Here is a 21,223-nt window from a genome sequence, read left to right on the forward strand (position 1 = left end):
CACCAAGATGATCCGCGCATTCCATCGCTGGCCGGGCATCCTTGCGGCGCTGCTGCTGACCGCGCTGGCGCTGTCCGGGGCGGTCCTGTCGGTCTATCCCGCGGCCGAGCGGCTGTCTTCGCCGCAAGCCGAGGCCAGCCTCTCCGTGGCCGATCTCGCCGGCTCCATTGCCGCCAGCCATCCGGGGCTGGAGCAGATCCGGCGCGCCCCGTCGGGGCAGGTCACCGCCTACTGGTTCGACGGTGGTACGCCGCAGGCCTCGGTGATCGACCCTGTAACCGGGCAGGATGCCGCCCCCATCGATCCCGCCCCGGTGAAGCGCTGGCTGACCAACCTGCACCGCTCGCTGTTTCTAGGCGACGCCGGGCGCATCGTTGCGGCGGCCGGCGCGGGCGCGATGCTGGTGCTCGCGCTTTCGGGCGCGGCGCTGGTCGCGCGCCGGGTCGGCGGCTGGCGGCGCTGGTTCGCCCCGCTGCGCGGGTCTCTGACCGGGCGGCTGCATGTTGAAATCGCACGGATCGCCGTGGTCGGCCTCGTGTTGTCCGCGGCGACGGGGCTGTGGATGTCGGCCTCGACCTTCGATCTGCTGCCAGACGGCGCCAGCACCCCCGCCTTTCCGGCCGAGGTCAGCGGCCAGACCGGCATGGACCTGGCCGGGGCAAGCGCCTTGCAGGAACTGCCAGTCGCCGCCTTCCGCAGCCTGTCGCTGGCCGATCCGACCGACCCGACGGACGTCCACGCGCTCAAGACCGACCAAGGCACCGGCTATCTGGATCAGGGCACCGGCGAGTTGCTCGCCTGGGCCGATCTGTCTGCGTGGCAGCAGGTTTCCGAGACCATCTTCATGCTGCACACCGGCCAAGGGGCTGCTGTGCTGGGGCTGGTGCTCGGGCTGATGGCGCTTGGCGTCCCAGTCATGGCCGGAACCGGCGTGCTGTTGTGGCTGACCTCGCACCACGCGCGGCCCCGCATCCGGGGCAATGCCCCGCAGCGACAGGCCGAGACGGTCCTGCTGGTCGGCAGCGAGGGTGGCTCGACCTGGGGCTTTGCCGCTACCCTGCACGCGGCGCTGTCGCAGACGGGGCAGCGCGTCCATGCCGCGCCGATGACCGGCTTTGACCCGACGCGTTACCCCGACTCGGCGCGCTTCATCATCCTCGCCGCGACCTATGGCGAGGGCTGCGCCCCAGAATCGGCCAGGGGTTTCCTTGACAGGCTGGCGCGGCTGGACCGCGCGCCGGGTGCGCCGTTGGCGGTGCTGGGCTTCGGTGACCGCGGCTTTCCGGCCTTCTGCGCCTTTGCCGAAGCGGTGGCCGCAGCCGCCGAGGCGAAGGGCTGGCCGCAGCTTCTCCCGATCGGCAGCCTCGACCGCCAGTCGCCGCAGGACTTCGCCCGCTGGGGCCGGGCGCTCGGCGCAGCGCTGGGGATCAAACTGGACCTCGTCCACCAGCCGGTGGTGCCCGCAAGCGAAGCCCTCACCCTGGTCTCGCGCCGCGATTACGGCGCCGAGGTGCAGGCGCCGACCGCGATCCTGCGCTTTGCGCGGCCTTCCCCGACTCTGTGGCAACGGCTGACCGGGCGGGGATTTGCGCGCTTTCAGCCGGGCGACCTGCTGGGCATCCTGCCCGAAGGCTCTCCCTTGCCGCGCTTCTATTCGCTGGCCTCCGGCTCGCGCGACGGCTTTGTAGAGATCGTGGTGCGGAAACAGGCCGGCGGCCTCTGTTCGGGGCAGCTTGTAGAACTTGAGCAGGGCGGAACCGTCCGGGCTTTCCTGCGCAGCAATCCCGGTTTCCATGCCGGCCGGGCGCGCCCGCCGCTGATCCTGATCGGCGCGGGCACGGGAATCGGGCCCCTCGCCGGCTTCATCCGCGAAAACCCCCGCCGCCGCCCGGTGCATCTGTTCTTCGGGATGCGGCACGCGGACAGCGACTTCCTCTACCGCGAGGAACTGGCGGGCTGGCAGGTCGCGGGACGCCTCTCGCGCCTCGTCACCGCCAATTCGCGCGGCGAGCACCCGCATTACGTGCAGGATGCCCTGCGGAACGAGGCACCCGAGGTCGCGCGGCTGGTCGGCATGGGCGCGCGGGTGATGGTCTGCGGCGGGCGCGGAATGGCCGCGGGCGTCAGCGCCGCGCTGGCCGATATCCTCCTGCCCGCGGGGCTCACGCCCGCGCTGCTGAAAGCCGAGGGACGCTATGTCGAAGAAATCTACTGACCTGACGCGCCAAGCGCTGAACGGCCCCACGATGGGCACCCGCTGGTCGGCCGTGTTCTTCGCCGATGGCATTGATCCGCCCCCCGTGCAGCAAGCGCTCCAGGCGGCGGTGGCCGAGGTGGATGCCCAGATGTCCACCTGGCGCCCCGACAGCGACCTGATGCGCTTGAACGCGGCACCGGTCGGCGAGTGGGTGTCGGTGCCCGCGCATCTCATGGCGGTGCTGCGCTTGGGACTGCAGGTCGGCCGCGCCTCCGGCAGGGCATTCGACATCGGCATGGGCGACGCGGTGGCGGCCTGGGGCTTCGGCCCCGCGCCCGCCGACCCGGAGCGCATCCGGCAGGTGCTCGCGGTCCCACGACGACCGGCGCATGAGCTGCTGGAACTCGACCGCACGGCCTGCCGCGCACGGAAGGCCGCTCCCGTCACGCTCGACCTGAACGGCATTGCCAAAGGCTACGGCGTGGACCGGCTGGCCGAGACGCTCCAGCGCTTTGGCATCGCGTCGGCGCTCGTCGGCATCGATGGCGAGATGCGCGCTTTTGGCTCGCGGCCGGACGGGCAAGCGTGGGCCGTGGCCGTCGAGGCGCCCGATCCGCACCGCCGCGCGGCGCATTCAGCGCTGGTCCTGCGCGATGCCGCCGTCGCGACCACGGGCGATTACCGGCACCGGGTCCGGGCAGGAGAGCGGGACCTGTCCCATACCATGGATCCTCGGCGCGGCTCACCTTTGCTCGACCCGCCCGCCTCCGTCACCGTCGTCGCACGAACCTGTGCCGAGGCCGATGCTTGGGCGAGCGCACTGATGGTGCTGGGCGAGGCTGAAGGCGGCGCAGTCGCCGAACGCCTCGGCCTCGATGCGCTGTTCCTGCTGCGCGAGGTGGATGGCATCCGGGCGCTGGCGTCAGGCCGCCTGTTCGGGGCGCCGGCCGGGGCGGACGAGCCCCGCGCCGCTGTGCATCGGTGCAAGTCAACCTTGCCGGGTTCGCCAATTCCCCGGCATTCGCGGACACCCTATTCTTCAATCATGCAAGCACCGGCAGCCGCCGGCTCATAATGAAACAGGAGACAAGCCATGCAATATCGCAAGCCGCTCGCCACCCTCGCCCTGTCCGTTGCCCTCGCCGTGGGGACCGTCCCCGGGCTCGCCGCGGCCCAGGCCCATGACCACGGGAATGGTGCCGCAACCATCGAACTCACCTTGAACGAAGGGGCCAGGTGGCAGGGCGACGAGAACATGCACAAGGGCATGGATGCAATCCGCGCCACGATGGCGGCGAACCTGGACGCGATCCATGACGACACGCTGACCGCTGACGCCGCGAAGGAGATTGCGGCCGAGGTTCAGGCGCAGGTCGATTTCATGGTCGAGACCTGCGTGCTCGCCCCCGAGGTGGATGAGCAGTTCCATTTGGTGCTCGGGCAGGTCCTCGAAGGCATTTCGGAGCTGGAATCCGGCGACGCGCCGCGCGACGGGGCCGTAAAGATCGTCGAGGCGCTGAACGCCTATGGTGAGCATTTCGAGCATCCGGGCTGGGAGCCGCTGGCCTGACCACCACAGAGCACAAGGCCGGTCGGGTTCAGTCTCCGGCCGGCTGCGCCTTCTCGCCGTTGCAGGGCCGGCGCGCGCACAGCAGGTCCGCCTGCCAAGGTTAAATGCGCCTTATAAATCAAAATCTTAAGTGGAGACGGTTGTCTTTCAGGCCCATCCCCTCCGCCACCTTCAATTCGCGAACCCATGACGAGGCCCCTGACAGGGCCTTTTTTCTTTTTTCAAAGGGGTTGAGCGGAGCCATCCGACTTTCGGAGACTGGGCGATGGCCCGAAAACGGTCTCTGAACGCCCCGCGTCTCTTTCCACCCGCCCTTCACCAAAATCGAGACGGATTCAAAAGGTAACGTTTTTTAGCCCCTTGGCAGAAGCGGATTGCGCCGGGGTCGATGCGCGTTCGACCGCTGTCGGTGCGAACGGAGACACCCGAAGGCGACGTGGTTGTGCGGGGTGGCGCGAAGTCCCTGATGACAAAAAGACTTCTCCCGCATAGCCTGGCGCAATGTCGAACAGGCCCTGGACGGATGAAGAGAACGACCTGATCGTTGCGGATTACTTCGCGATGCTGGCTGACGACATCGCCGGGCGACCCTACAACAAGGCCAAGCACAATCGGGATCTTCAGGCCCGCATCGACCGCAATCGCAGTTCCATCGAGTTCAAGCACCAGAACATCAGCGCAGTGCTGAAGGGGCTCGGCGAGGACTGGATCCCAGGCTACAAGCCCGCCTTCAACTTCCAGATGACGCTGGTGGATGCCGTGGCGCGCTGGCTGGCGCTGAATTCGGCATGGCTTGGTCGCCAACCTGGTCTGCGGCCTGCGGGTGGCCTGCAAGAGGCAACGCAGATCTGGATCGGGCCGCCGCCTACCTTGTCGAACCAGCCGCCGCCGCAAGAGCTGGAGCAGATGCTGCACATCGCCCGAAAGTTCGACGTGGCAGGCCGGGACGAGCGCAACCGTGCCCTCGGCCGTGCCGGCGAGGAGCGCGTGCTGGCGCACGAGCGGACGGCCCTACGGTCGGCGGGCCGGGACGACCTGGCCCGTAAGGTGCGCTGGGTCTCGGATGAGGACGGCGACGGCGCGGGCTATGACATCGCCAGCTTCGCCCCGGATGGGCGCTCGCGCCTGATTGAAGTCAAGACGACGAATGGCTGGGAGCGGACGCCCTTTCACATCACTCGCAACGAACTGGCGGTTGCCGAGGAGCGTCGCTCGGAATGGCGCCTGTTCCGGCTGTGGAATTTCTCACGCGAGCCGAAGGCGTTCGAACTGCACCCGCCGCTGGATGCGCATGTCTCGCTCACCGCCATGTCCTTTCAGGCGAGCTTTCATTGAAGGTCAGCCGAGCGCGCGCTCGACCTGTTCCTGCCAAGCATCCCCCGCCGGAAAGCACAGATCGTAGAGGCTGACCGCCAAGGCCTCACGCCCGCAGGTCGGCCGTTTCAGCACCTCTGGCGAGAGATAGGCCAGCCGCAACTGTCGGCTGACATGGCGTTCCGCCAGCCCGACGGCTTCGGCCAGGTCCTGAATCGTGGCAAACTCGCCGGCCTCCATCCGCCGCCGCCAACCCCATGCCCGGCCGATGGCACGCAGGATGTGGGGCTCCTGTGTCTGGTCCTCGCTTGGCCGGTAATCGGCGGGTGGCATGATTTTCGGCCGCCCGTTTCGCTTGCGGACCGTCAGGGGGATCAGTACGCGGATCGTGTCGCTGTTCTTGGTCATTCGGCAGCCTCCAGATTGCGCGGGGCAACCATTTCGCGGATGATGCCTGCGAAGCCTTCGCCGCCAACCTCGTCGGCGACGGCATCAAGCCCTCGTCGCTGATCGGGGACGCGGCGCTCCGCGACCGCGTCCAGCGGCTCTGGCTCGCCTGGACCGACGAGGCCGATGCGGACGGGCTGACCGACTTCTACGGGCTGCAGGCGATGGTGGCGCGGGAGATGTTCGTGGCCGGCGAGTGCTTCGTGCGGCTGCGCCCGCGCCGGGCCGAGGACGGGTTGCTGGTGCCGCTGCAGCTGCAGCTGCTCCAATCCGAGATGCTGCCCTTCGAGAAGACCGAGGTGCTGCCCTCCGGCAACCGCATCCGCTGCGGGATCGAGTTCGATGCGATCGGCCGGCGCGTGGCCTATCACTTCCGCCGCCGCCATCCGGGCAACAGCACCGATCAGGGGGTGTCCATTCCCGAAACGGTGCGCGTGCCGGCCGCGGACGTGCTGCACATCTACCGGCCGATCGACGCCGGCCAGATCCGGGGGCTGCCGCATGTAGCACCCGCGATGGTGCGGCTGTTCCTGCTCGACCAGTATGGCGACGCCGAGCTCGACCGGAAGAAGACCGCGGCGATGTTCGCGGGTTTCATCACCAAGACCGCCCCGGAAGAGCCGATGATGGGCGAGGCGGAGGCGGACCTCAATGGAACGGCCATCGCCAGCCTCGAGCCCGGCACCATGCAGGTGCTGCTGCCCGGCGAGGACGTGAAGTTCTCGAGCCCCGCCGACGTCGGCGGCGGCTACGAGGCGTTCCAGTACCGGACGCTGCTGGCGGTCTCGGCATCGCTGGGGCTGCCCTATCACTGCCCTTATCATCTGGTCACCGGCGATGTCCGGCAGGCGAACTACTCGAGCCTGCGGGCGGAGCTGGTCGAGTTCCGGCGCCGCATCGGACAGCTGCAGCATGGCTTGATCGTGCACCAGCTCTGCCGGGCGGTCTGGCGCCGCTTGCTGGAAACAGCCGCGCTCTCCGGTGCGCTCGATCTGGGCGATCCGATCGCTGCGCGGCCGGTGCAGTGGATCCCGCCGCGCTGGGACTGGGTCGATCCGCTCAAGGACATCCAGGCGCAGGTGCTGGCCATGGGAGCGGGCATCACCTCGCGGCGCAAGGTGGTCGAGGCCACCGGATACGACATCGAGGAAGTGGACCGCGAGAACGCCGCCGATGCGCAGCGCGCCGCGGTACTCGGTCTCGGCTACCGCACCAGTTCCGGCGAGACGCAGGGGGCACGGGCGACACCGGCGACGCGGCCGGATCCCGGCGATGGCGCCCGCGACCATGAACACGGCGGCGCCGCGGCGACCCAACCCGCGACCGAACAGGAGTGACGACATGGCAAGCTGGTATTCGATCCGCGCCCGGGCAACCGGCACGGAAGTGGCGATCTATGACGAGATCGGCGCCTACGGGGTCTCGGCGAAGGGGTTCCTTGCGGAGCTCGGCGCACTTCCCGAGGGCAGGCCGGTCGATCTGCGGCTCAACAGCCCGGGCGGCTCGGTCTTCGACGCGGTCGCGATCCACAATGCGCTCAAGCGGCACGCGGGCTCGGTCACGGTCTGGATCGACGGCATCGCCGCCTCGGCCGCGTCCTATGTCGCGATGGCGGGCGACGAGATCGTCATGCCCGAGAATGCGTTCCTGATGATCCACGATCCTGCCGGTCTGGTGATGGGCACGGCCGAGGACATGCGCGCCATGGCCGAGGCGCTGGACAAGGTGGGTGGCAGCCTCGCTGCCGGCTATGCCGCCAAATCCGGCCGCTCGATTGACGAGATTGCGGCGCTGATGGCTGCCGAGACCTGGCTGGATGCGAGCGAGGCGCTGTCGCTCGGCTTTGCTGACCGGCTTGTCGAACCTGTGCGGATCGCTGCGCGCTTCGACGTCGCGCGCTTCCGCAACGCGCCGCCGGCGCTGGCAGAAGCGATCGCGGCTGGAACCGACAACGACGATACCAACGGCGCCGGCACCGATGCCGGCGAGGCCGCCGAGAGCGATGAGGCCTCTGGCGCCGGGGAAGAACGGATCGCCGGGACCAACGCCCGGCAGCCGCCGGCCGATACGCCGCCACCTGGGGGCGCACCCCTCGATCCCGCGGCGATCCGCGCCGAAGCCATCGCGCACGCCCGGACCGTCGTCGATCTCTGCCGGCTTGCCGGACAGCCGCAGATGGCCGGGCGCTTTCTGGAAAGCGATGCAGACCTCGGCAACGTCCGCGCGGCACTCCTCGCCGCCAAAGCCGAGGCCGAGCCCGAGATTGCCGGCCATCACGCGCAACCGGGCCGCCCATCGAGCACCCGTCCCTGGGGCGAGATCGTCGCCCGCACCTTCAGGCCGAAAGGATGACCCATGACCACCCTCACCGAAACCCCGCACGCGGGCGGCTTCCTCGTCTGGGAGGCGTTCCGCGACTACACCCGCGAGACCATCACGGTTGCAACCGGCACGCTCGAGCCCGGCACCGTACTGGGCAGGATCACCGCCTCCGGCAAATACGCCGCCCACGATCCCGCGGCCGTCGACGGCCCCGAGACCGCCGTCGCGGTGCTCTGGGGCAAGGCCCACGCCTCGGGCGGCGACGTGCCCGCCGTCGCCGTGGTCCGCGGTCCCGCCATCGTCAACCGCCACGATCTCGTCTTCGCCGGCACGCCGGGCGCCCCCGAGATCGCCGCCGCCCACGCTGCCCTTCTGGGCGCAGGCATCCTCGTCCGCTGACCCAGAACCGACCGGAGGCATTCCCATGGCGACCATGGACATCTTCGAAGGCGATGCCTTCACCATCATCGAACTCACCCGCGCGCTGGACAACATCCCCTTCAGGCCCGCGATCCTGTCGGGCGCCGGCCTGTTCTCGCCGCGCGGGGTGCGGTCCCGCACCGTGGTGATCGAGAGCCGCGACGGCACGCTGTCGCTGATCCCGTTCTCCGAACGCGGCTCGGCCTACGAGCAGCAGATGCCCGAGCGGCGCGAGATGCGCGCCTTCGTGTGCCGCCAGTTCAAGAAGCAGGACGTGCTCTGGGCTTCGGAAATCCAGGGGATCCGCGACTTCGGCTCGGACAGCGCTGCCCAGCAGGTGCAGAGCGAGGTCGCGCGCAAGCTCGGCCACCTGCGCCAGGATGCCGAGGCCACCTTCGAGTACCACCTGCTGAACGGCATTCAGGGCATCGTGAAGGACCCGAAGGACGGCGCGACGGTGATCAGCTACTTCACCGAGTTCGGCATCACGCCCGCCGCCGAGATCGACTTCGACCTCGACAACGCGACTCCGGCCTCGGGCGCGCTCAGGAAGCGCTGCCAGGCGCTGATCGAAGACATCGAGGCGTCGATGGGCGGCCTGGCTGCCGGCGCGATCCAGGTGCGCGCCGAATGCGGCTCGGCCTTCTTCGCCGATCTGGTGGCGCACAAGGAGGTGCGCGAGACCTATCTCAACACCGCCGCGGCAGCCGATCTGCGCGGCCGGGTGGCCGACGAGGTCAGCTTCGGCGGCATCACCTTCCGCCGCTACAGGGGCGGTGCGGGCTTCGGCGTGCCGACCGACAAGGCCTTCTTCTATCCCGAAGGCGTCGAGGGGCTGTTCGAGATCTACCACGCCCCGGCCGACACCTTCGAGACGGTGAACACGCCGGGTCTGCCGCTCTACGCCCGCACCATCCCGGACAGGGACCGCGACGAATGGGTCAGGCTCGAAATCGAGAGCAATCCGCTGCCGATCTGCACGCGGCGGCAGGTGCTGCGCTCCGCGCGGCGGACGTGATGTCCGCCTTCGCCGCCGCCGTGGACACGCTCTTCGCGGATCCGAACATCGGCCGGGATGCGGTCTACATCGCCGACGGCGGCGCGCCCGTGCTGGTGCGGATCGTCGCCCGGCGGGCCGATGCGATCACCGAGTTCGGAGATGCACGGCTCTGGTCGGACACCACGCGTATCGACATGCGCGTCGCCGAGGTGCAGCAGCCCCGCCCCGGCGACCGGATCGAGATCGACGGCGAGGGCTTCCTCATCCAGGGCGAGCCCCTCCGCGACCGTGAGCGGCTGGTCTGGACCGTGGACCTGCGTCCCGCGTGACTCGCAATGAAGCTGAAGATCGAAATCATCGGCGACATCGCCCGGATCATGGAGGCGGAGACCCGCGCCGGCGAGAAAGCCGTCACCACGGCGATGCGCGAAGCCGGGACCGGCCTCAAGACCGTCTGGCGCGCGCAGATCACCGGCGCGGGGCTCGGGGCGCGGCTCGCCCGCACCATCCGCTCGGAGCAGTTCCCGAAAGGCAGGGCTAGCCTGAACGCCGCGGCGCTGGTCTGGTCGAAGGCTCCGGTCATCGTCGCCGCCCACGACACCGGCCCGCTGATCCGCTCGAAGGACGGGTTCTGGCTCGCGATCCCCACCGCGGCAGCCGGCAGGTCCCTCCGCGGTGGCCGGATCACCCCCGGCGAGTGGGAACGCCGCACCGGCCTGCGCATGCGCTTCGTCTATCGGCGCAGGGGCCTGAGCCTGCTGGTCGCCGAGGGGCGGCTGAACACCAAGGGTCAGGCAGTCGTCTCGCGCTCGAAGACCGGCCGGGGGCTCACCACCGTGCCGATCTTCCTGCTGGTCCCGCAGGTCAGATTGCGCAAACGGCTGGATCTGGCGCGCAATGCGGTGCCGGGGCTGATCGTGGCGAACTGGCCGGGGGAGCAGGTTCGATGATCAAGCGCAGGCTCCGGCTTCACGGTGCATATGCATCGTGGATCATGGATGCTCTTGCCCGATCACCGCACGGGCCTGGGAGCGAACGTTCGCTGCAGATGCTAAACGTCCTGTGCAGTGGGCCGGTCGTCGAGCTTTCTCCAACGCTCAGGCAGGAACACGCCGCCCGCCCCTGGCGTCACGAGCCTGTCACGACGCAGTCACGCGCGCGTCACCTTCGCGGCCTATCTGCAGCCGCGAAATCGCTGCTGTCTCGGAAGGACTGCTCACATGCTCAGAACGCTTCTCCTCGGGGTCTCGCTGCCGATGCTGGCGCTGCCCGTCGCTGCCCAGGACCTGCCGCAGGCGCAGGATGCCTGGTTCACCGCCGGGCAGGAGGCGGTCGCCGCGCGCCTCGCCAACCAGCCGATCACGACCCGGGCGAAGAACGTGATCCTCTTCACCGCGGACGGAAATGGCGTCGGCACCAACTACGCCATCCGCCTGTTCGAGGGACAGGCGCAGGGCGGCCTCGGCGACGACCATGTGCAGCCGCATGAGGCATTCCCGAACGTCGCGCTGATCAAGACCTACACCACCAACGGCCAGACGCCCGACTCGGCGCCGACCGCCTCGGCCATGAACAATGGCATCAAGAGCAAGAACGACGTCATCAACATCCCTGACACGGTCGCCGTCGCGGACTGCGCGGCAGGGCTGCAGACCGAGGTCAAGCTGCTCTCGGAGATCGCCTCCGAGATGGGCAAGTCGGTCGGCGTGATCTCGACCGCGCGCCTGACCCATGCGACCCCGGCGGCGGTCTATGCCCGCACCGTGGCGCGCGACTGGGAGGACGACAGCCTCGTGGCCGAGGGCTGCGCGCAGAAGGACATCGCCGCGCAGCTGATCGACCAGATGCAGGCGGGCGTGATCGACGTCGCGATGGGCGGTGGCCGCCAGCACTTCCTGCCGGCGGAGGTGACCGACAGCGAGGGCAAGCCGGGCAAGCGCGCCGACGGCCGCAACCTGATGGACGAAGCCAGCGCCCTCGGCGCCACCGTGGTCGAGAACGACACCGATTTCGCGGCGCTTTCCACCGCCGGGAACAACGCCCCGATCCTCGGCCTCTTCGAGGCCAGCCACATGAAATACGAGCATGACCGTACCGGCGAGCCGACGCTGGCCGAGATGACCGAGGCGGCGATCAACGCGCTCGGCTCGAACGAGGAAGGCTTCTACCTCAGCATCGAGGCGGGGCGCGTGGACCACGCCAACCACGCCGGCAACCTCTACCGCACGCTGACCGACGGCATTGCTTTCAACGACGCGATCCGCAAGGCCGTCGAGCTGACCGATGCCGAAGACACGCTGATCATCGTCACCGCCGACCACGAGCACGCGATCGCCTTCAACGGCTACTGTGGCCGCGGCTCGTCGATCGTGGGTCTCTGCATGGAGATCAACAACGACGGCGTCGAGGCGCTCGCCACGCCGAACCTCGGCGACGACGGCAAGCCCTACACCGTCGCGGGCTTCCTGAACGGCCCCGGCGCGGTGCTGGTCGCGCAGCCGACGGACACCGCGGCGGTGGACACCGGCACAGCAACGGATGCGGCCGCCGAGTCGCAGGCTCTCTACGCCGCCCCGGAAGGCCGCCCGGCCGTCTCCGAGGAAGAGGCGAGCGACCCGGACTATCTGCAGCAGGCGCTGATCCCGCTGAACTCCGAGACCCATTCGGGCGCGGACGTGGCAGCCTTCGCGCGCGGCCCCTGGGCGCACCTGATCGGCGGCGTGCTGGAGCAGAACGCGATCTTCCACGTCATGCACCACGCCATCACCGCCGAGTGAGCTGACGAACCGCGAAAGCAGGCCCCGGACCTCGGGGCCTGTCCGCCATTTCACCGAAAGGACGCCCATGCACCGCCGAACGCTCCTCGCCCTCGCGCCCGCGCTTCTGCTGGCCCGCCCGGTGCTGGCCGACGACGCGATCCGGCTGCGCGACCTCTACAACAAGGACCTGAGCTTCTCGGACCTCGCCCTCGGCCGCGAAGGCAGCCGCGTGACCATCGCCGGCTACATGGCACCGCCTCTGAAGGCCGATTCAAAGTTCTTCGTGCTGACCAAGATGCCAATGTCGGTCTGCCCCTTCTGCGAGCCGGGGATGCCCTGGCCCGACGACATCCTCGCCGTCTATGCCAAGCGCGTGGTGGACGTGATCGCGTTCAACGTGCCCATCCACACCACGGGCGTGCTGGAACTGGGCGACTACGTCGACCCGGAGCTGGGCTTCTACAGCAAGGTGCGGCTCGCCGATGCAACCTTCGCCCGCGCCTGAGCGGCTCGACCTGCGCCTCGAGGGCGTCGCGGTCGCGGCCGAAAGCGGGCGCGTGCTGCTGCGCGTGCCGAAGCTGACGCTGCCGGCCGGACAGGCGGTGGCGATCCGCGGCCCTTCGGGCGCCGGAAAGTCCACGCTGCTGATGGTCATGGCCGGGCTGATCCGGCCACGCGCCGGCAGCGCGAGCTGGGGCGCGACCGACCTCGGGCGCCTGGCCGACGCCGCCCGTGGCCGCTTCCGCCGCCGCCATTTCGGCCTGATCTTCCAGGACTTCCACCTGTTCGAGGAACTGACCGCCCTCGACAACGCCGCCGTCTCGGCGGGCTTCGCGCCGCCCGCTCAGCGCGATGCGCTTCGCGCAGGCGCCGCCCGGTGGCTCGACCGGCTCGGCCTCGGCGGCGCGGGCGGGCGGCGCGTGGACAGCTTCTCCGGCGGCGAGCGGCAGCGGATCGCGGTCGCCCGCGCGCTTGCGGCCGACCCGGAGGTGATCCTCGCCGACGAGCCGACCGCCGCGCTCGACCGCGCCAATGCCGACCGGCTGGCCGAGGACCTCATGCGCCTCGCGTGCGAGGACGGGCGCACGCTGGTCGTCGTCACCCATGACCCGGCGCTGTCGGCACAAGTGGACCGCGTCCTGACGCTGGCGGACGGGGAGATCACCGATGACCGCGCTCCATGACCTCTGGGCCGGGCTGCCGGCGGGCGTTCAGGACGCGCTGATCGTCCTGGCGCTGCTGTTGCCCGGGCTTGTCGCCGGCATCATCGTCCTGCGCGGCTTCGCGCCCGGCGGCCTCGTGCGCGCCATGCTGCGCCGCTTCGCCGGGACCAACGCCGCCTTCGTGGCGCTGATCGCGCTGTCGGTCGGCCTCGGCGCCGCGTTGACGGCGCAGGAGCGCGGGTTGCGCGAGGGCAGCGCCCGCGCCGCCGCGCCCTTCGACGTGATCGTGGCCGCTCCCGGCAGCGAGATCACCATGCTGATGGCCGCGGTCTATCTGCAACCGTCGGACGTGCCGCTGCTGACCGGCGCGCAATATGCCGAGGTCTCGCAGGCGCCGGGAGTGGAGCTTGCCGCGCCGCTTGCCTTCGGCGACAGCTACGAGGGCGCGCCGCTGGTCGGGACCACGGCGGATTTCGTGACCCATCTCGCGGGCGACCTCGCCGAGGGCCGCCTGTTCGAGGCGGTGGACGAGGCGGTCGCCGGCGCCTTCGCCCCGGTCGAGGTCGGCGCCAGCTTCACCCCGGTCCACGGCCACGGCCCCGAGGCCGAGAGCCACGAGGGCAGCGCCTATGTCGTCACCGGCCGGATGCGCCCCTCCGGCAGCCCCTGGGATCGCGCTGTCCTCGTGCCGGTCGAGGGCGTCTGGCAGGTCCACGGCCTCCCGGACGGTCATGCCGAGCCCGCGGCCGCTGCCCACGATCACCACGACCATGACCACGCCCATGAAGGCCAGCCGATCGGCCCGCCCTTCGATCCGGCGCTTTTCCCGGGCACTCCCGCCCTGCTCCTCAAGGCCGACAGCGTCGCCGCGGCCTACGCGCTGCAATCGCAGTTCAACCGCCCGGACATGATGGCCTTCTTCCCCGGCACGGTGCTGGCGCAGATGCACGGCCTGATGCGCGATGTGCGCGAGGCGATGTCGCTGATGGCCGGGCTGACGCAGATCCTCGTCACCGTAGCGGTGCTGGCAGGGCTGATGATCCTCGCCCGCGTCTTCGCCCGTGGCTTCGCGCTGCTGCAGGCGATCGGCGCCCCGCGGCGCTTTGTCTTCGCGGTGATGTGGGGCTATTCGGCGGCGCTGATCGTGACGGGGGCGGTGCTTGGCCTCGGCGTCGGTTGGCTCGCCGCCCGCGGACTCTCCGCGGTGGTAACGGCCCGGACCGACATCCTCGTGACCGCCGGCCTCGGCTGGACCGAGGCGAAGCTGGTCGCGGGCTTTGTCAGCGCCACGCTGGTGCTGGCGCTGCTGCCCGCCGCCGCGATTACGCGGCGGCTGAAGCTATCCGACCTGCGCGCCTGACGCTTACGCCCCCGTCGCCGTGTCGCTCTGTGTCAAGCTGATGTGCGTGCCGACACGTCAGCGAGAAGATCCGTTGCACTGCAGCGTCGAAATCCAGCCGTTTCCTCGTTGCGCCTGCACTTCCTGCCTCGACGCCGGGTGAAGTCCTGGGCTCGAAGCCGGTGAAGCAGGAGTTCGCCGCAACAGCATCGTGACCTGAAAAACATGTCCACTGCCCGCGAAACCATCCTCGCCGCGATTCATACGCGGCTCTCGGCGCTGCCGGCCGCCGCGCTGCGCGGGGAAGTGCTGCCCGAGCGCGTTCCGGCCGATGGCCTGCTGATCCTGCGCGACGGTGAGCCCGAGGTCACGTTATCGCCGCTACGCTACCACTACCAGCACCGGGCCGAGATCGAAGCGGTCGTGCAGGACCCGGCGCGGGACAAAGCCGTCGACACGCTCTGCGCCAGCATCGGCGCGGCGCTCGCCACCGACCGGACGCTGGGCAGTCTCTGCGACTGGGCCGAGGCGGAAGCGCCGCGGCCGGTCGATCTGCCGGTCGACGGCGCGGCGAGCCTGAAGGCGGCCGTGATCCCGATCGTCCTGCATTACACCACAGCTGGCCCGCTGGCCTGACCCGACAATCCGAGGAGACCTCCATGGCACGAGCCAAGGGGGCGCGGGAGCTGATGGCGCTTGCCTTCGATACCGTCTATGGCACGCCGCCGGTGAGCGGCTTCACCGGGATTCCCTTTGCCAGCACCACCCTCGGAGCCGAACAGCCGCTGCTGAACTCCGAGCTCCTGGGCTACGGCCGCGATCCGCTGGCGCCCATCAAGGATGCGGTCACGGCACATGGCGATGTCGTCGTGCCGCTCGACGCCGAGGCCTTCTTCTGGCTGAAGGCGGCCTTCGGAACGCCGACGGCCACCGGCATGGAAGCGCCGTACAGCCATGAGTTCCAGTCGGGCGCATGGAGCCTGCCCGGCATGTCGATCGAGACCGGCATGCCGGAGGCACCACGCCACGCCGTGTACTCGGGCTGTGTCCTCGACCAGTTCAGCTGGCAGATGCAACGCTCGGGCCTGCTCACAGCTACCGCGCGACTGGTGGCGCAGGGCGAGACGGTTGCCAGGACCAGCGGCGCGGGAACGCCGGCCGAGCTGAAACTGAAGCGCTTCGGGCATTTCAACGGGGCGATCACGCGCAACGGCTCGGCGCTTGGCAACGTGGTCTCGGCCGAGATCACCTACGCCAACAACCTCGACCGGATAGAGGCCATCCGCTCGGACGGCCGCATCGATGGCGCGGACCCGTCCATGGCGGCGCTGACCGGCCGGATCGAGGTGCGCTTCGCCGACCAGACGCTGGTGACGCAGGCGATGAATGGCGAGGCCTGCGAGTTGGAATTCGCCTACAGCCTGCTCTCGGGCGAGAGTTTCACCTTCACTGTCCACGCCGTCTATCTGCCGCGCCCGCGGATCGAGATTTCCGGACCGCAGCGCATTCAGGCCAGCTTCGACTGGCAGGCCGCCCGCGACGCCACGCTGGGGAGGATGTGCACCGCCGTTCTCGTCAACGACATCGAGGACTACTGACCATGATCCGTCTCGATCTTTTCAGCGCGCCGAAATGGCTCGATCTTGGGGCTGGCCTGCGCCGGCACGTCTTGCCCGTCATCACCGCCACCATGGTCGCCCCGCCGGGCGGCAATCCTGTATCCGGTCCTGAGGGCGGGCCGCGGGCTGGCGCTGAGGCTTCTGAACCGGCGCGGCCTGCGCTGACGAGGGGCAGGCGTGCCGTCGCCCGCCCGGCACGTCTGCGAAGCACCGGATCAATCGTCGTCATCCCCGCGCAGGCCGCGGATGCGACGGCGCCCGTCGTCATCGTCATCATCCCGCCAGACACGGCCCCCGCGGCGGCGGCCATCGTTGTCATCGTCACCGCGGCCGTGGTAAAGACGATGGCGCAGGCGACTGTCATCATCGTCGTCGTCATGGACCTAGCCGGTCTGGGACAGGATGAGGCGGTTCAGGCTCCGTTCGGCCGGATCGGCAAGGGCGGTGGCAGGGACGACAGCGCTTGCCAGCAGCGCGGCAACAATTGCGACTTTCATGATCTGCATGATCTGCATGATCTGCTCCTGTTCCAAGGCGGTGGCTTCGGCGCTGCAGAAGTATCACGCGGCAGGACGGCGGTTATTCCCGGCCCCCGGCCCCTGCCTGCGGAAAGCACGCCGATAGGGCGCCAAGGCAGGACGGCAGGACGGCAGGGATTTCAGCGCCGCTGCGTCAGCAGCGCCGCCTCTTCTTCGGGGCCAAGCGGCGTGCCCGCGCCGCTTTCGGCCAGGAAGGCGTCAAGCGCCTTGATCCCGCCCGAGGCCGGGACATAGCTATCCGCTCCGGTCATGCTCATGGCGAAACGCTGCGACCAGCCGTCGTCTTCGCGGCTGGCGGCCATCGGGGTCGCGGTTCCGCCGGAATGGGTCTCATATTCACGGCAGAACGCGTCGCGCGCCATCATGAACGAGGCGATCATCACGACGCTTTCCCCCCGGCAACTCGCGGCTCTCCCCCAAGGCAAGGTCGTCGAGCGCGGCAAGCTGCGCTTCGGACAGCCCGGGCGCCGGGCCGCCCCACTGCCACAAGCCAAGCCCGATAACCGCCGATGCAAGTGCCGCGGCGGTCTCGCCCAGCGGGCGGCGGTCGAGATTGGTCGGCACGGGGGCGGACCGGGCTTGGGGAAAAGGCGTGGCGGCGGGTACGGTCCCGGCGGCCCGAATGCGCGCGATCGGGGCCGTGTCGTTGGCCGGGGGATGTGGCGCGGCCGCCGCCTCCCGCAGAACGCGCCGGCTTTCGATGAAGACCCGCAGCTGCGCCTGCAACCGGGGGTCCCTTGCCAGCGCGGCCTCGACCTCGCGCGAATAATCGGCTTCCAGTTCATCATCGGCGAAGGCCATAAGGATCTCGACAGTGATCTGCATCCGCGGCTCCTCGGCAAACACTGGGGTCAAATGGGCATACGCATGGGCGCTCATCTTATTCACAGCTTTTCGGCCAGGGGCAGTCGGGCACGGGACAGGCGGCTCATCACCGTGCCGCGCGGGATGCCCGGAACCTCGGCCGCCTCGGCAGAGCTGAGTTCATGGATACCCACGAGTTCCAGCACCTCGCACTGCTCGACCGGCAGTTCCTGCATCGCGGCTGTCCGTCGCCTGCAGCATCAGCCGCCCCTCGATGCCGCTGTCGCCCTGGACGGGCAGGGCCTCGGGGATCTCGAAAACATCGACCTCGGCGCCGCGCGTCCGCCGCCGGCGCGTCAGGTCTGTGAAGGCGTTGCGCATGATGCGGAACAGTCATGGCCCCAGCCGCGCGGCGGGGTCGTAGCGGTCGGCTGCCAGGATCGCGCGCTCGACGGTGGTCTGCACCAGATCGTCGGCTACATCCGCGCGCCGGGCCAGCGACAGTGCATAGAGGGTCGCAGCGGGGGCCGCAGCCGGATCAGCGCTTCGCCGAACGCCGCATCCATCACACTCTCCGAACCGGCCGCTTGAACATCGGGAAGATTTGCCGTCCCCAGCCGTAGTTGCCCGTGAATGCGAGCAAAGAGGCAAGTTCATGCGCATGCTCCTGTTGATGCTGCTGGCCGCGACCATGGCGCTGACGGTTCAGCCGCGTGTGGATGCAGAAGGGCTATGGCTGGTGGCCCCGGCCTTCGCGGACGACGACGACGGGCCGCGCCGGCGTTCGGCGGCACCCGCGCGTCCAATCCCGCTGCCGCAGCGCGCCGAGAACGAAATCCTCGCCCGCGGCCTCTCCGATCAGGGCCTCGCGGCGCTGCAGCATGGGGATTTCGCCCTTCTGGAACAAGGCGTCCTTGGGGGTGGCGACAGTATCGCCCGCCTTCGCAAGCCCACGCGCCTGACCATGGACGAGGCGCTGGCCGCCGTCCGCCAGCTTGTGCCCGCGGGGCGCAGCGACTTCAATCATTTCTACCGCACGGAACAGGCGGAAGCCTGCAAGGGGATCGACTGCCCCGCGCGGCGGGCCGCTGCCGCGCATCGGCATGGTCGATACCGGGCTGAACCCCGGGCACGAGGCGCTGTCGGAGGCCCGCATCCACCTGCACCGGGTCGAGGACGAGAACCCGCCCTCGGACCTGCTGCACGGGCACGGCAGTCGCCTCGCTGCTGATGGGCGACCCGGACAGCCGGACGCCGGGCCTTGTCCCGCAGGTCGAGCTGGCCGCCGTGGACAGCTTTCATCGCGCCGGACAGGACCAGCGCACCGACGCCTTCGCGCTGATCCGGGCGCAGGACTACCTTGAGCAGCAGGAGGCCCGGATCGTCAACCTGTCGCTGGCCGGCCCTGCAAACGCGGCGCTTGAGGCGCAGGTCGCAGGCATGGCGCAGGCTGGCATGGTCCTGATCGCGGCGGCAGGCAACATGGGTCCCTCCGCGCCGCCGATCTATCCCGCGGCCTACCCCCAGGTCATCGCGGTGACGGCCGTGGACCGCGACCGCGGGGTTTGTCGCCGCGCCGACCGCAGCCCGTATATCGACTTTGCCGCGCCCGGCGTGGATGTCTGGACCGCCGCCTCGGTCCGGGGGGCGCACGAAGATCGGCACGTCCTAGGCCGCGCCCTTTGTCAGCGCCGCCGCCGCGCTGCTGCTGCAGGCCGAGCGTTCTCTGACGCGGGCCGAGGTCCGGGCGCGTCTGGTCGGGCAGGCCCGCAACCTGGGCGCCGAGGAACGCGGCGACATCTTCGGCTGGGGCCTGCTCGCGCCGCCGGGGGATGCCCGTGAGGACACCCCCTGCCCCGGATTGGCGGGTAGGCACGGCCCGCCGCCGCGGCTATCGTTCCCTCATCGGCAGGATGAACAGCACAGGAAAGGTCAGGCCATGAGCAAGCGCGCCGTTGTGGTGATCGATATCCAGAACGACTATTTTCCGGACGGGAAATACGAACTCGTCGGTATCGAGAAGGCCGCGTCGAACGCCGCCCGGGTGATCGACGCGGCCCGCAAAAAGGGCGACCGCGTCATCCATGTCCGGCACATCTTCCCCAGCGACGATGCGCCCTTCTTCACCCCCGATTCCGAGGGCAGCGAGATCAACCCCGCAGTCTCGCCGCAGGAGGGCGAGACCGTGGTCGTGAAGAACCATCCCAACCCCTTTCTCAAGACCGATCTCAAGAAGATCCTTGACGACGGCGGGATCGAGGAGGTCGTGGTCGTCGGCGCGATGAGCCATATGTGCATCGACGCCACCACGCGGGCGGCCAGCGACTATGGCTACAGGACAACGGTGGTGCAGGACGCCTGCGCGACGCGGGATCTCGAATTCGGCGATGTGTCGGTCCCGGCGGCCTCGGTCCATGCCGCGATGATGTCCGCGCTCGGCTTCGCCTATGCGACGATCACCGATACCGACAGCTACGTCCGCCAGTAGCTGCGAGGTTGCGGCCGGGTCGAAGGACACCGGAAGCGGCGCAACAGCCGTTCAAGGCCCGGCTCAGGAACCGGCACCCCACGGGCGCAGGTTCCTGACCCTGACCGCGCGAAGGCACGGGCCAGTCCGCCGTTGTCCCGGCGACAGTTGACGGGCAGGCCCGTGCGCAAGGGCTGCGGCCTGCCGCTCAGCGGGCAGCGCGCCGGGCCGCCCGTTCCAGCGCATCAAGGAAGCGCGACCTGTCGGCCTTGGTGAACCCTCGCCCATGCCCCTGCCTGAAGGGATCGGCGGCGCGCAGATCGGCCATCAGGTCGCGCGTGGCAAGGGCATTGCCGATGTTTCCGGAATTCAGCGCCTCTCCATCATGCCTGAGGACCTCTGCCCCCGCGGCCACGCATCTTGACGCCAGCGGGATGTCGCCGGTGATGACCACATCTCCCGGACCGGCACGTTCGGCGATCCACTTGTCGGCCTCGTCCGGGCCTTCCGGCACGATCACGGTTTCCACAAGAGGGTTGGCCGAGGGCCTGATGCCGCCGTTCGAGACGATCAGGACGCGCAGCCTGTGCCGGGTGGCGACACGCTCGATCTCGGCCTTCACCGGGCAGGCGTCGGCATCCACGTAGATCGGCATGGGGAATGACCTTTCCTGAGCTGAGCAGATTCCGGCGTCGCCGGTTCGCGCCCTGATGATGGCAGATGGACCGGGATCCTGCCTGCCGCAAGCGGCGCCACGGCGATCAGGCGATCCGTAGGAGGCTGGGGATGGACTGCTCTGCCATCAGAAACAGGACGGCGTCTTCCATCCGGCTCTGTTCCTTATCCGTTTGATGCAAGTCGCTGCAGAGAAATCCAGCAAGACCGTTCGGCGAATCGTCCTCACGATGCCGTTCCCGCCGGCAGTCGGAATCTCCACGCTGACGGGATGCCAGGCATCCTGACCCGGCGCCTGATAAGGCAAGGGAAGATTGATCTTCGACGGCCTGTTCGCCGTCACGGGCCATCCTGCGGCGCACTCGGCAACCCCCGGAACAAGGATGGCCGCCTGCTTCGCACCGCCCGCTGGCCGCAGCAGGAAATCGCATCCGGCACAGGGCCGCCACCGGATCGCGAGTCCTGTCGCTGGACGGTGGCGTGACCGCACACACCCGCCGTTCCCTGCACCCCCGCGCGGCCAGCGTTCTTCCACCAGCCTGTCGGCTCTGGCAGGCTGGTCATGGGGTTGGCACCCATGGTTCTGTG

Annotated in this window: 24 protein-coding genes and 1 pseudogene; 19 read left to right on the forward strand and 6 right to left on the reverse strand. The window is 69.2% G+C overall.

Annotated features, from left to right (window positions below; genetic code table 11):
- The first annotated feature begins 7 nt into the window (after positions 1–7).
- The 4 genes from JGR78_RS08135 (at position 8) to JGR78_RS08150 (ending at position 5,102) form a co-directional block, all read left to right on the forward strand.
- Positions 8–2,215 carry a PepSY domain-containing protein gene (locus JGR78_RS08135; protein WP_182804280.1) on the forward strand — a complete coding sequence of 736 codons (2,208 nt, stop codon included), beginning with the start codon at positions 8–10 and terminating at the stop codon, positions 2,213–2,215.
- Positions 2,196–3,272, forward strand: a complete 1,077-nt coding sequence (locus tag JGR78_RS08140) for an FAD:protein FMN transferase (protein ID WP_182804278.1) — start codon at positions 2,196–2,198, stop codon at positions 3,270–3,272. The genes JGR78_RS08135 and JGR78_RS08140 overlap by 20 nt, the downstream gene beginning before the upstream one ends.
- 18 nt (positions 3,273–3,290) lie before the next feature.
- The gene (locus tag JGR78_RS08145; protein ID WP_182804276.1) at positions 3,291–3,767 is read left to right on the forward strand and encodes a hypothetical protein; all 477 of its coding nucleotides are present in this window, start codon (positions 3,291–3,293) and stop codon (positions 3,765–3,767) included.
- Between the two features lie 501 nt (positions 3,768–4,268).
- Positions 4,269–5,102, forward strand: a complete 834-nt coding sequence (locus tag JGR78_RS08150; protein ID WP_182791903.1) for a DUF3883 domain-containing protein — start codon at positions 4,269–4,271, stop codon at positions 5,100–5,102.
- Between the two features lie 3 nt (positions 5,103–5,105).
- Here the strand turns inward: JGR78_RS08150 and JGR78_RS08155 are convergent, their stop codons facing one another.
- Complete coding sequence (locus JGR78_RS08155; protein ID WP_182791902.1) at positions 5,106–5,489, reverse strand: hypothetical protein; 384 nt, start codon at positions 5,487–5,489, stop codon at positions 5,106–5,108.
- A gap of 14 nt (positions 5,490–5,503) precedes the next feature.
- On the opposite strand from JGR78_RS08155, the gene JGR78_RS08160 reads away from it, so the two are divergent.
- The 12 genes from JGR78_RS08160 (at position 5,504) to JGR78_RS08215 (ending at position 16,129) form a co-directional block, all read left to right on the forward strand.
- A complete protein-coding gene (locus JGR78_RS08160) occupies positions 5,504–6,865 on the forward strand; it encodes a phage portal protein (protein WP_234450942.1) in 1,362 nt (453 codons plus the stop codon).
- Positions 6,866–6,869: 4 nt separating this feature from the next.
- On the forward strand, positions 6,870–7,880 hold the full coding sequence (locus JGR78_RS08165) for a head maturation protease, ClpP-related (protein WP_182804274.1): 1,011 nt from the start codon (positions 6,870–6,872) through the stop codon (positions 7,878–7,880).
- 3 nt (positions 7,881–7,883) lie between these two features.
- Positions 7,884–8,249, forward strand: coding sequence for a head decoration protein (locus JGR78_RS08170; RefSeq protein WP_182804272.1), 366 nt, complete (start codon positions 7,884–7,886; stop codon positions 8,247–8,249).
- A gap of 25 nt (positions 8,250–8,274) precedes the next feature.
- Positions 8,275–9,288, forward strand: coding sequence for a major capsid protein (locus JGR78_RS08175; protein WP_182804270.1), 1,014 nt, complete (start codon positions 8,275–8,277; stop codon positions 9,286–9,288).
- Positions 9,288–9,599, forward strand: coding sequence for a hypothetical protein (locus JGR78_RS08180; RefSeq protein WP_182804268.1), 312 nt, complete (start codon positions 9,288–9,290; stop codon positions 9,597–9,599). Before JGR78_RS08175 ends, JGR78_RS08180 begins: the two co-directional genes overlap by 1 nt.
- A 6-nt stretch (positions 9,600–9,605) precedes the next feature.
- Positions 9,606–10,220 (forward strand): DUF6441 family protein, encoded by a 615-nt coding sequence (locus tag JGR78_RS08185; RefSeq protein WP_182804266.1) that lies wholly within the window; start codon positions 9,606–9,608, stop codon positions 10,218–10,220.
- 270 nt (positions 10,221–10,490) lie between these two features.
- Complete coding sequence (locus tag JGR78_RS08190; RefSeq protein ID WP_182791896.1) at positions 10,491–12,047, forward strand: alkaline phosphatase; 1,557 nt, start codon at positions 10,491–10,493, stop codon at positions 12,045–12,047.
- A 67-nt stretch (positions 12,048–12,114) separates the two neighbouring features.
- On the forward strand, positions 12,115–12,534 hold the full coding sequence (locus JGR78_RS08195) for a hypothetical protein (RefSeq protein ID WP_182791895.1): 420 nt from the start codon (positions 12,115–12,117) through the stop codon (positions 12,532–12,534).
- Positions 12,512–13,213 (forward strand): ABC transporter ATP-binding protein, encoded by a 702-nt coding sequence (locus tag JGR78_RS08200; RefSeq protein ID WP_182791894.1) that lies wholly within the window; start codon positions 12,512–12,514, stop codon positions 13,211–13,213. Before JGR78_RS08195 ends, JGR78_RS08200 begins: the two co-directional genes overlap by 23 nt.
- Complete coding sequence (locus JGR78_RS08205) at positions 13,197–14,552, forward strand: ABC transporter permease (protein ID WP_182791893.1); 1,356 nt, start codon at positions 13,197–13,199, stop codon at positions 14,550–14,552. Before JGR78_RS08200 ends, JGR78_RS08205 begins: the two co-directional genes overlap by 17 nt.
- 204 nt (positions 14,553–14,756) lie before the next feature.
- Positions 14,757–15,167, forward strand: a complete 411-nt coding sequence (locus tag JGR78_RS08210; RefSeq protein WP_182791892.1) for an acyl-CoA transferase — start codon at positions 14,757–14,759, stop codon at positions 15,165–15,167.
- A 23-nt stretch (positions 15,168–15,190) separates the two neighbouring features.
- On the forward strand, positions 15,191–16,129 hold the full coding sequence (locus tag JGR78_RS08215; protein WP_182804264.1) for a phage tail tube protein: 939 nt from the start codon (positions 15,191–15,193) through the stop codon (positions 16,127–16,129).
- A gap of 404 nt (positions 16,130–16,533) precedes the next feature.
- Here the strand turns inward: JGR78_RS08215 and JGR78_RS18430 are convergent, their stop codons facing one another.
- The 4 genes from JGR78_RS18430 to JGR78_RS18130 form a co-directional block, all read right to left on the reverse strand.
- Positions 16,534–16,665, reverse strand: a complete 132-nt coding sequence (locus tag JGR78_RS18430; RefSeq protein ID WP_255434838.1) for a hypothetical protein — start codon at positions 16,663–16,665, stop codon at positions 16,534–16,536.
- Positions 16,666–16,808: 143 nt separating this feature from the next.
- Entirely contained in the window at positions 16,809–17,069 is a 261-nt protein-coding gene (locus JGR78_RS08220) for a hypothetical protein (RefSeq protein WP_182791890.1), read from the reverse strand.
- Positions 17,026–17,514 (reverse strand): hypothetical protein, encoded by a 489-nt coding sequence (locus JGR78_RS08225; RefSeq protein ID WP_182791889.1) that lies wholly within the window; start codon positions 17,512–17,514, stop codon positions 17,026–17,028. The genes JGR78_RS08220 and JGR78_RS08225 overlap by 44 nt, the downstream gene beginning before the upstream one ends.
- A gap of 59 nt (positions 17,515–17,573) precedes the next feature.
- Entirely contained in the window at positions 17,574–17,729 is a 156-nt protein-coding gene (locus tag JGR78_RS18130; RefSeq protein WP_234450919.1) for a sigma factor-like helix-turn-helix DNA-binding protein, read from the reverse strand.
- Between the two features lie 419 nt (positions 17,730–18,148).
- Here JGR78_RS18130 and JGR78_RS08235 point away from each other — a divergent pair, with 419 nt between their 5' ends.
- The 3 genes and pseudogenes from JGR78_RS08235 to JGR78_RS08245 all read left to right on the forward strand — a co-directional run bounded on the left by JGR78_RS08235 (position 18,149) and on the right by JGR78_RS08245 (position 19,981).
- Complete coding sequence (locus tag JGR78_RS08235; RefSeq protein WP_182791888.1) at positions 18,149–18,724, forward strand: hypothetical protein; 576 nt, start codon at positions 18,149–18,151, stop codon at positions 18,722–18,724.
- Positions 18,724–19,068: pseudogene (locus JGR78_RS18620) on the forward strand (S8 family serine peptidase); the annotation flags it as partial. The gene JGR78_RS08235 and the pseudogene JGR78_RS18620, both read left to right, overlap by 1 nt.
- Before the next feature lie 364 nt (positions 19,069–19,432).
- Complete coding sequence (locus JGR78_RS08245; protein WP_182791886.1) at positions 19,433–19,981, forward strand: cysteine hydrolase family protein; 549 nt, start codon at positions 19,433–19,435, stop codon at positions 19,979–19,981.
- A 187-nt stretch (positions 19,982–20,168) separates the two neighbouring features.
- Here JGR78_RS08245 and JGR78_RS08250 read toward each other — a convergent pair whose 3' ends face one another.
- Positions 20,169–20,615 (reverse strand): YaiI/YqxD family protein, encoded by a 447-nt coding sequence (locus JGR78_RS08250; protein ID WP_182791885.1) that lies wholly within the window; start codon positions 20,613–20,615, stop codon positions 20,169–20,171.
- Positions 20,616–21,223: the final 608 nt, after the last annotated feature.

The organism is Paracoccus sp. MC1862, assembly GCF_016617715.1.
Lineage (GTDB): Bacteria > Pseudomonadota > Alphaproteobacteria > Rhodobacterales > Rhodobacteraceae > Paracoccus.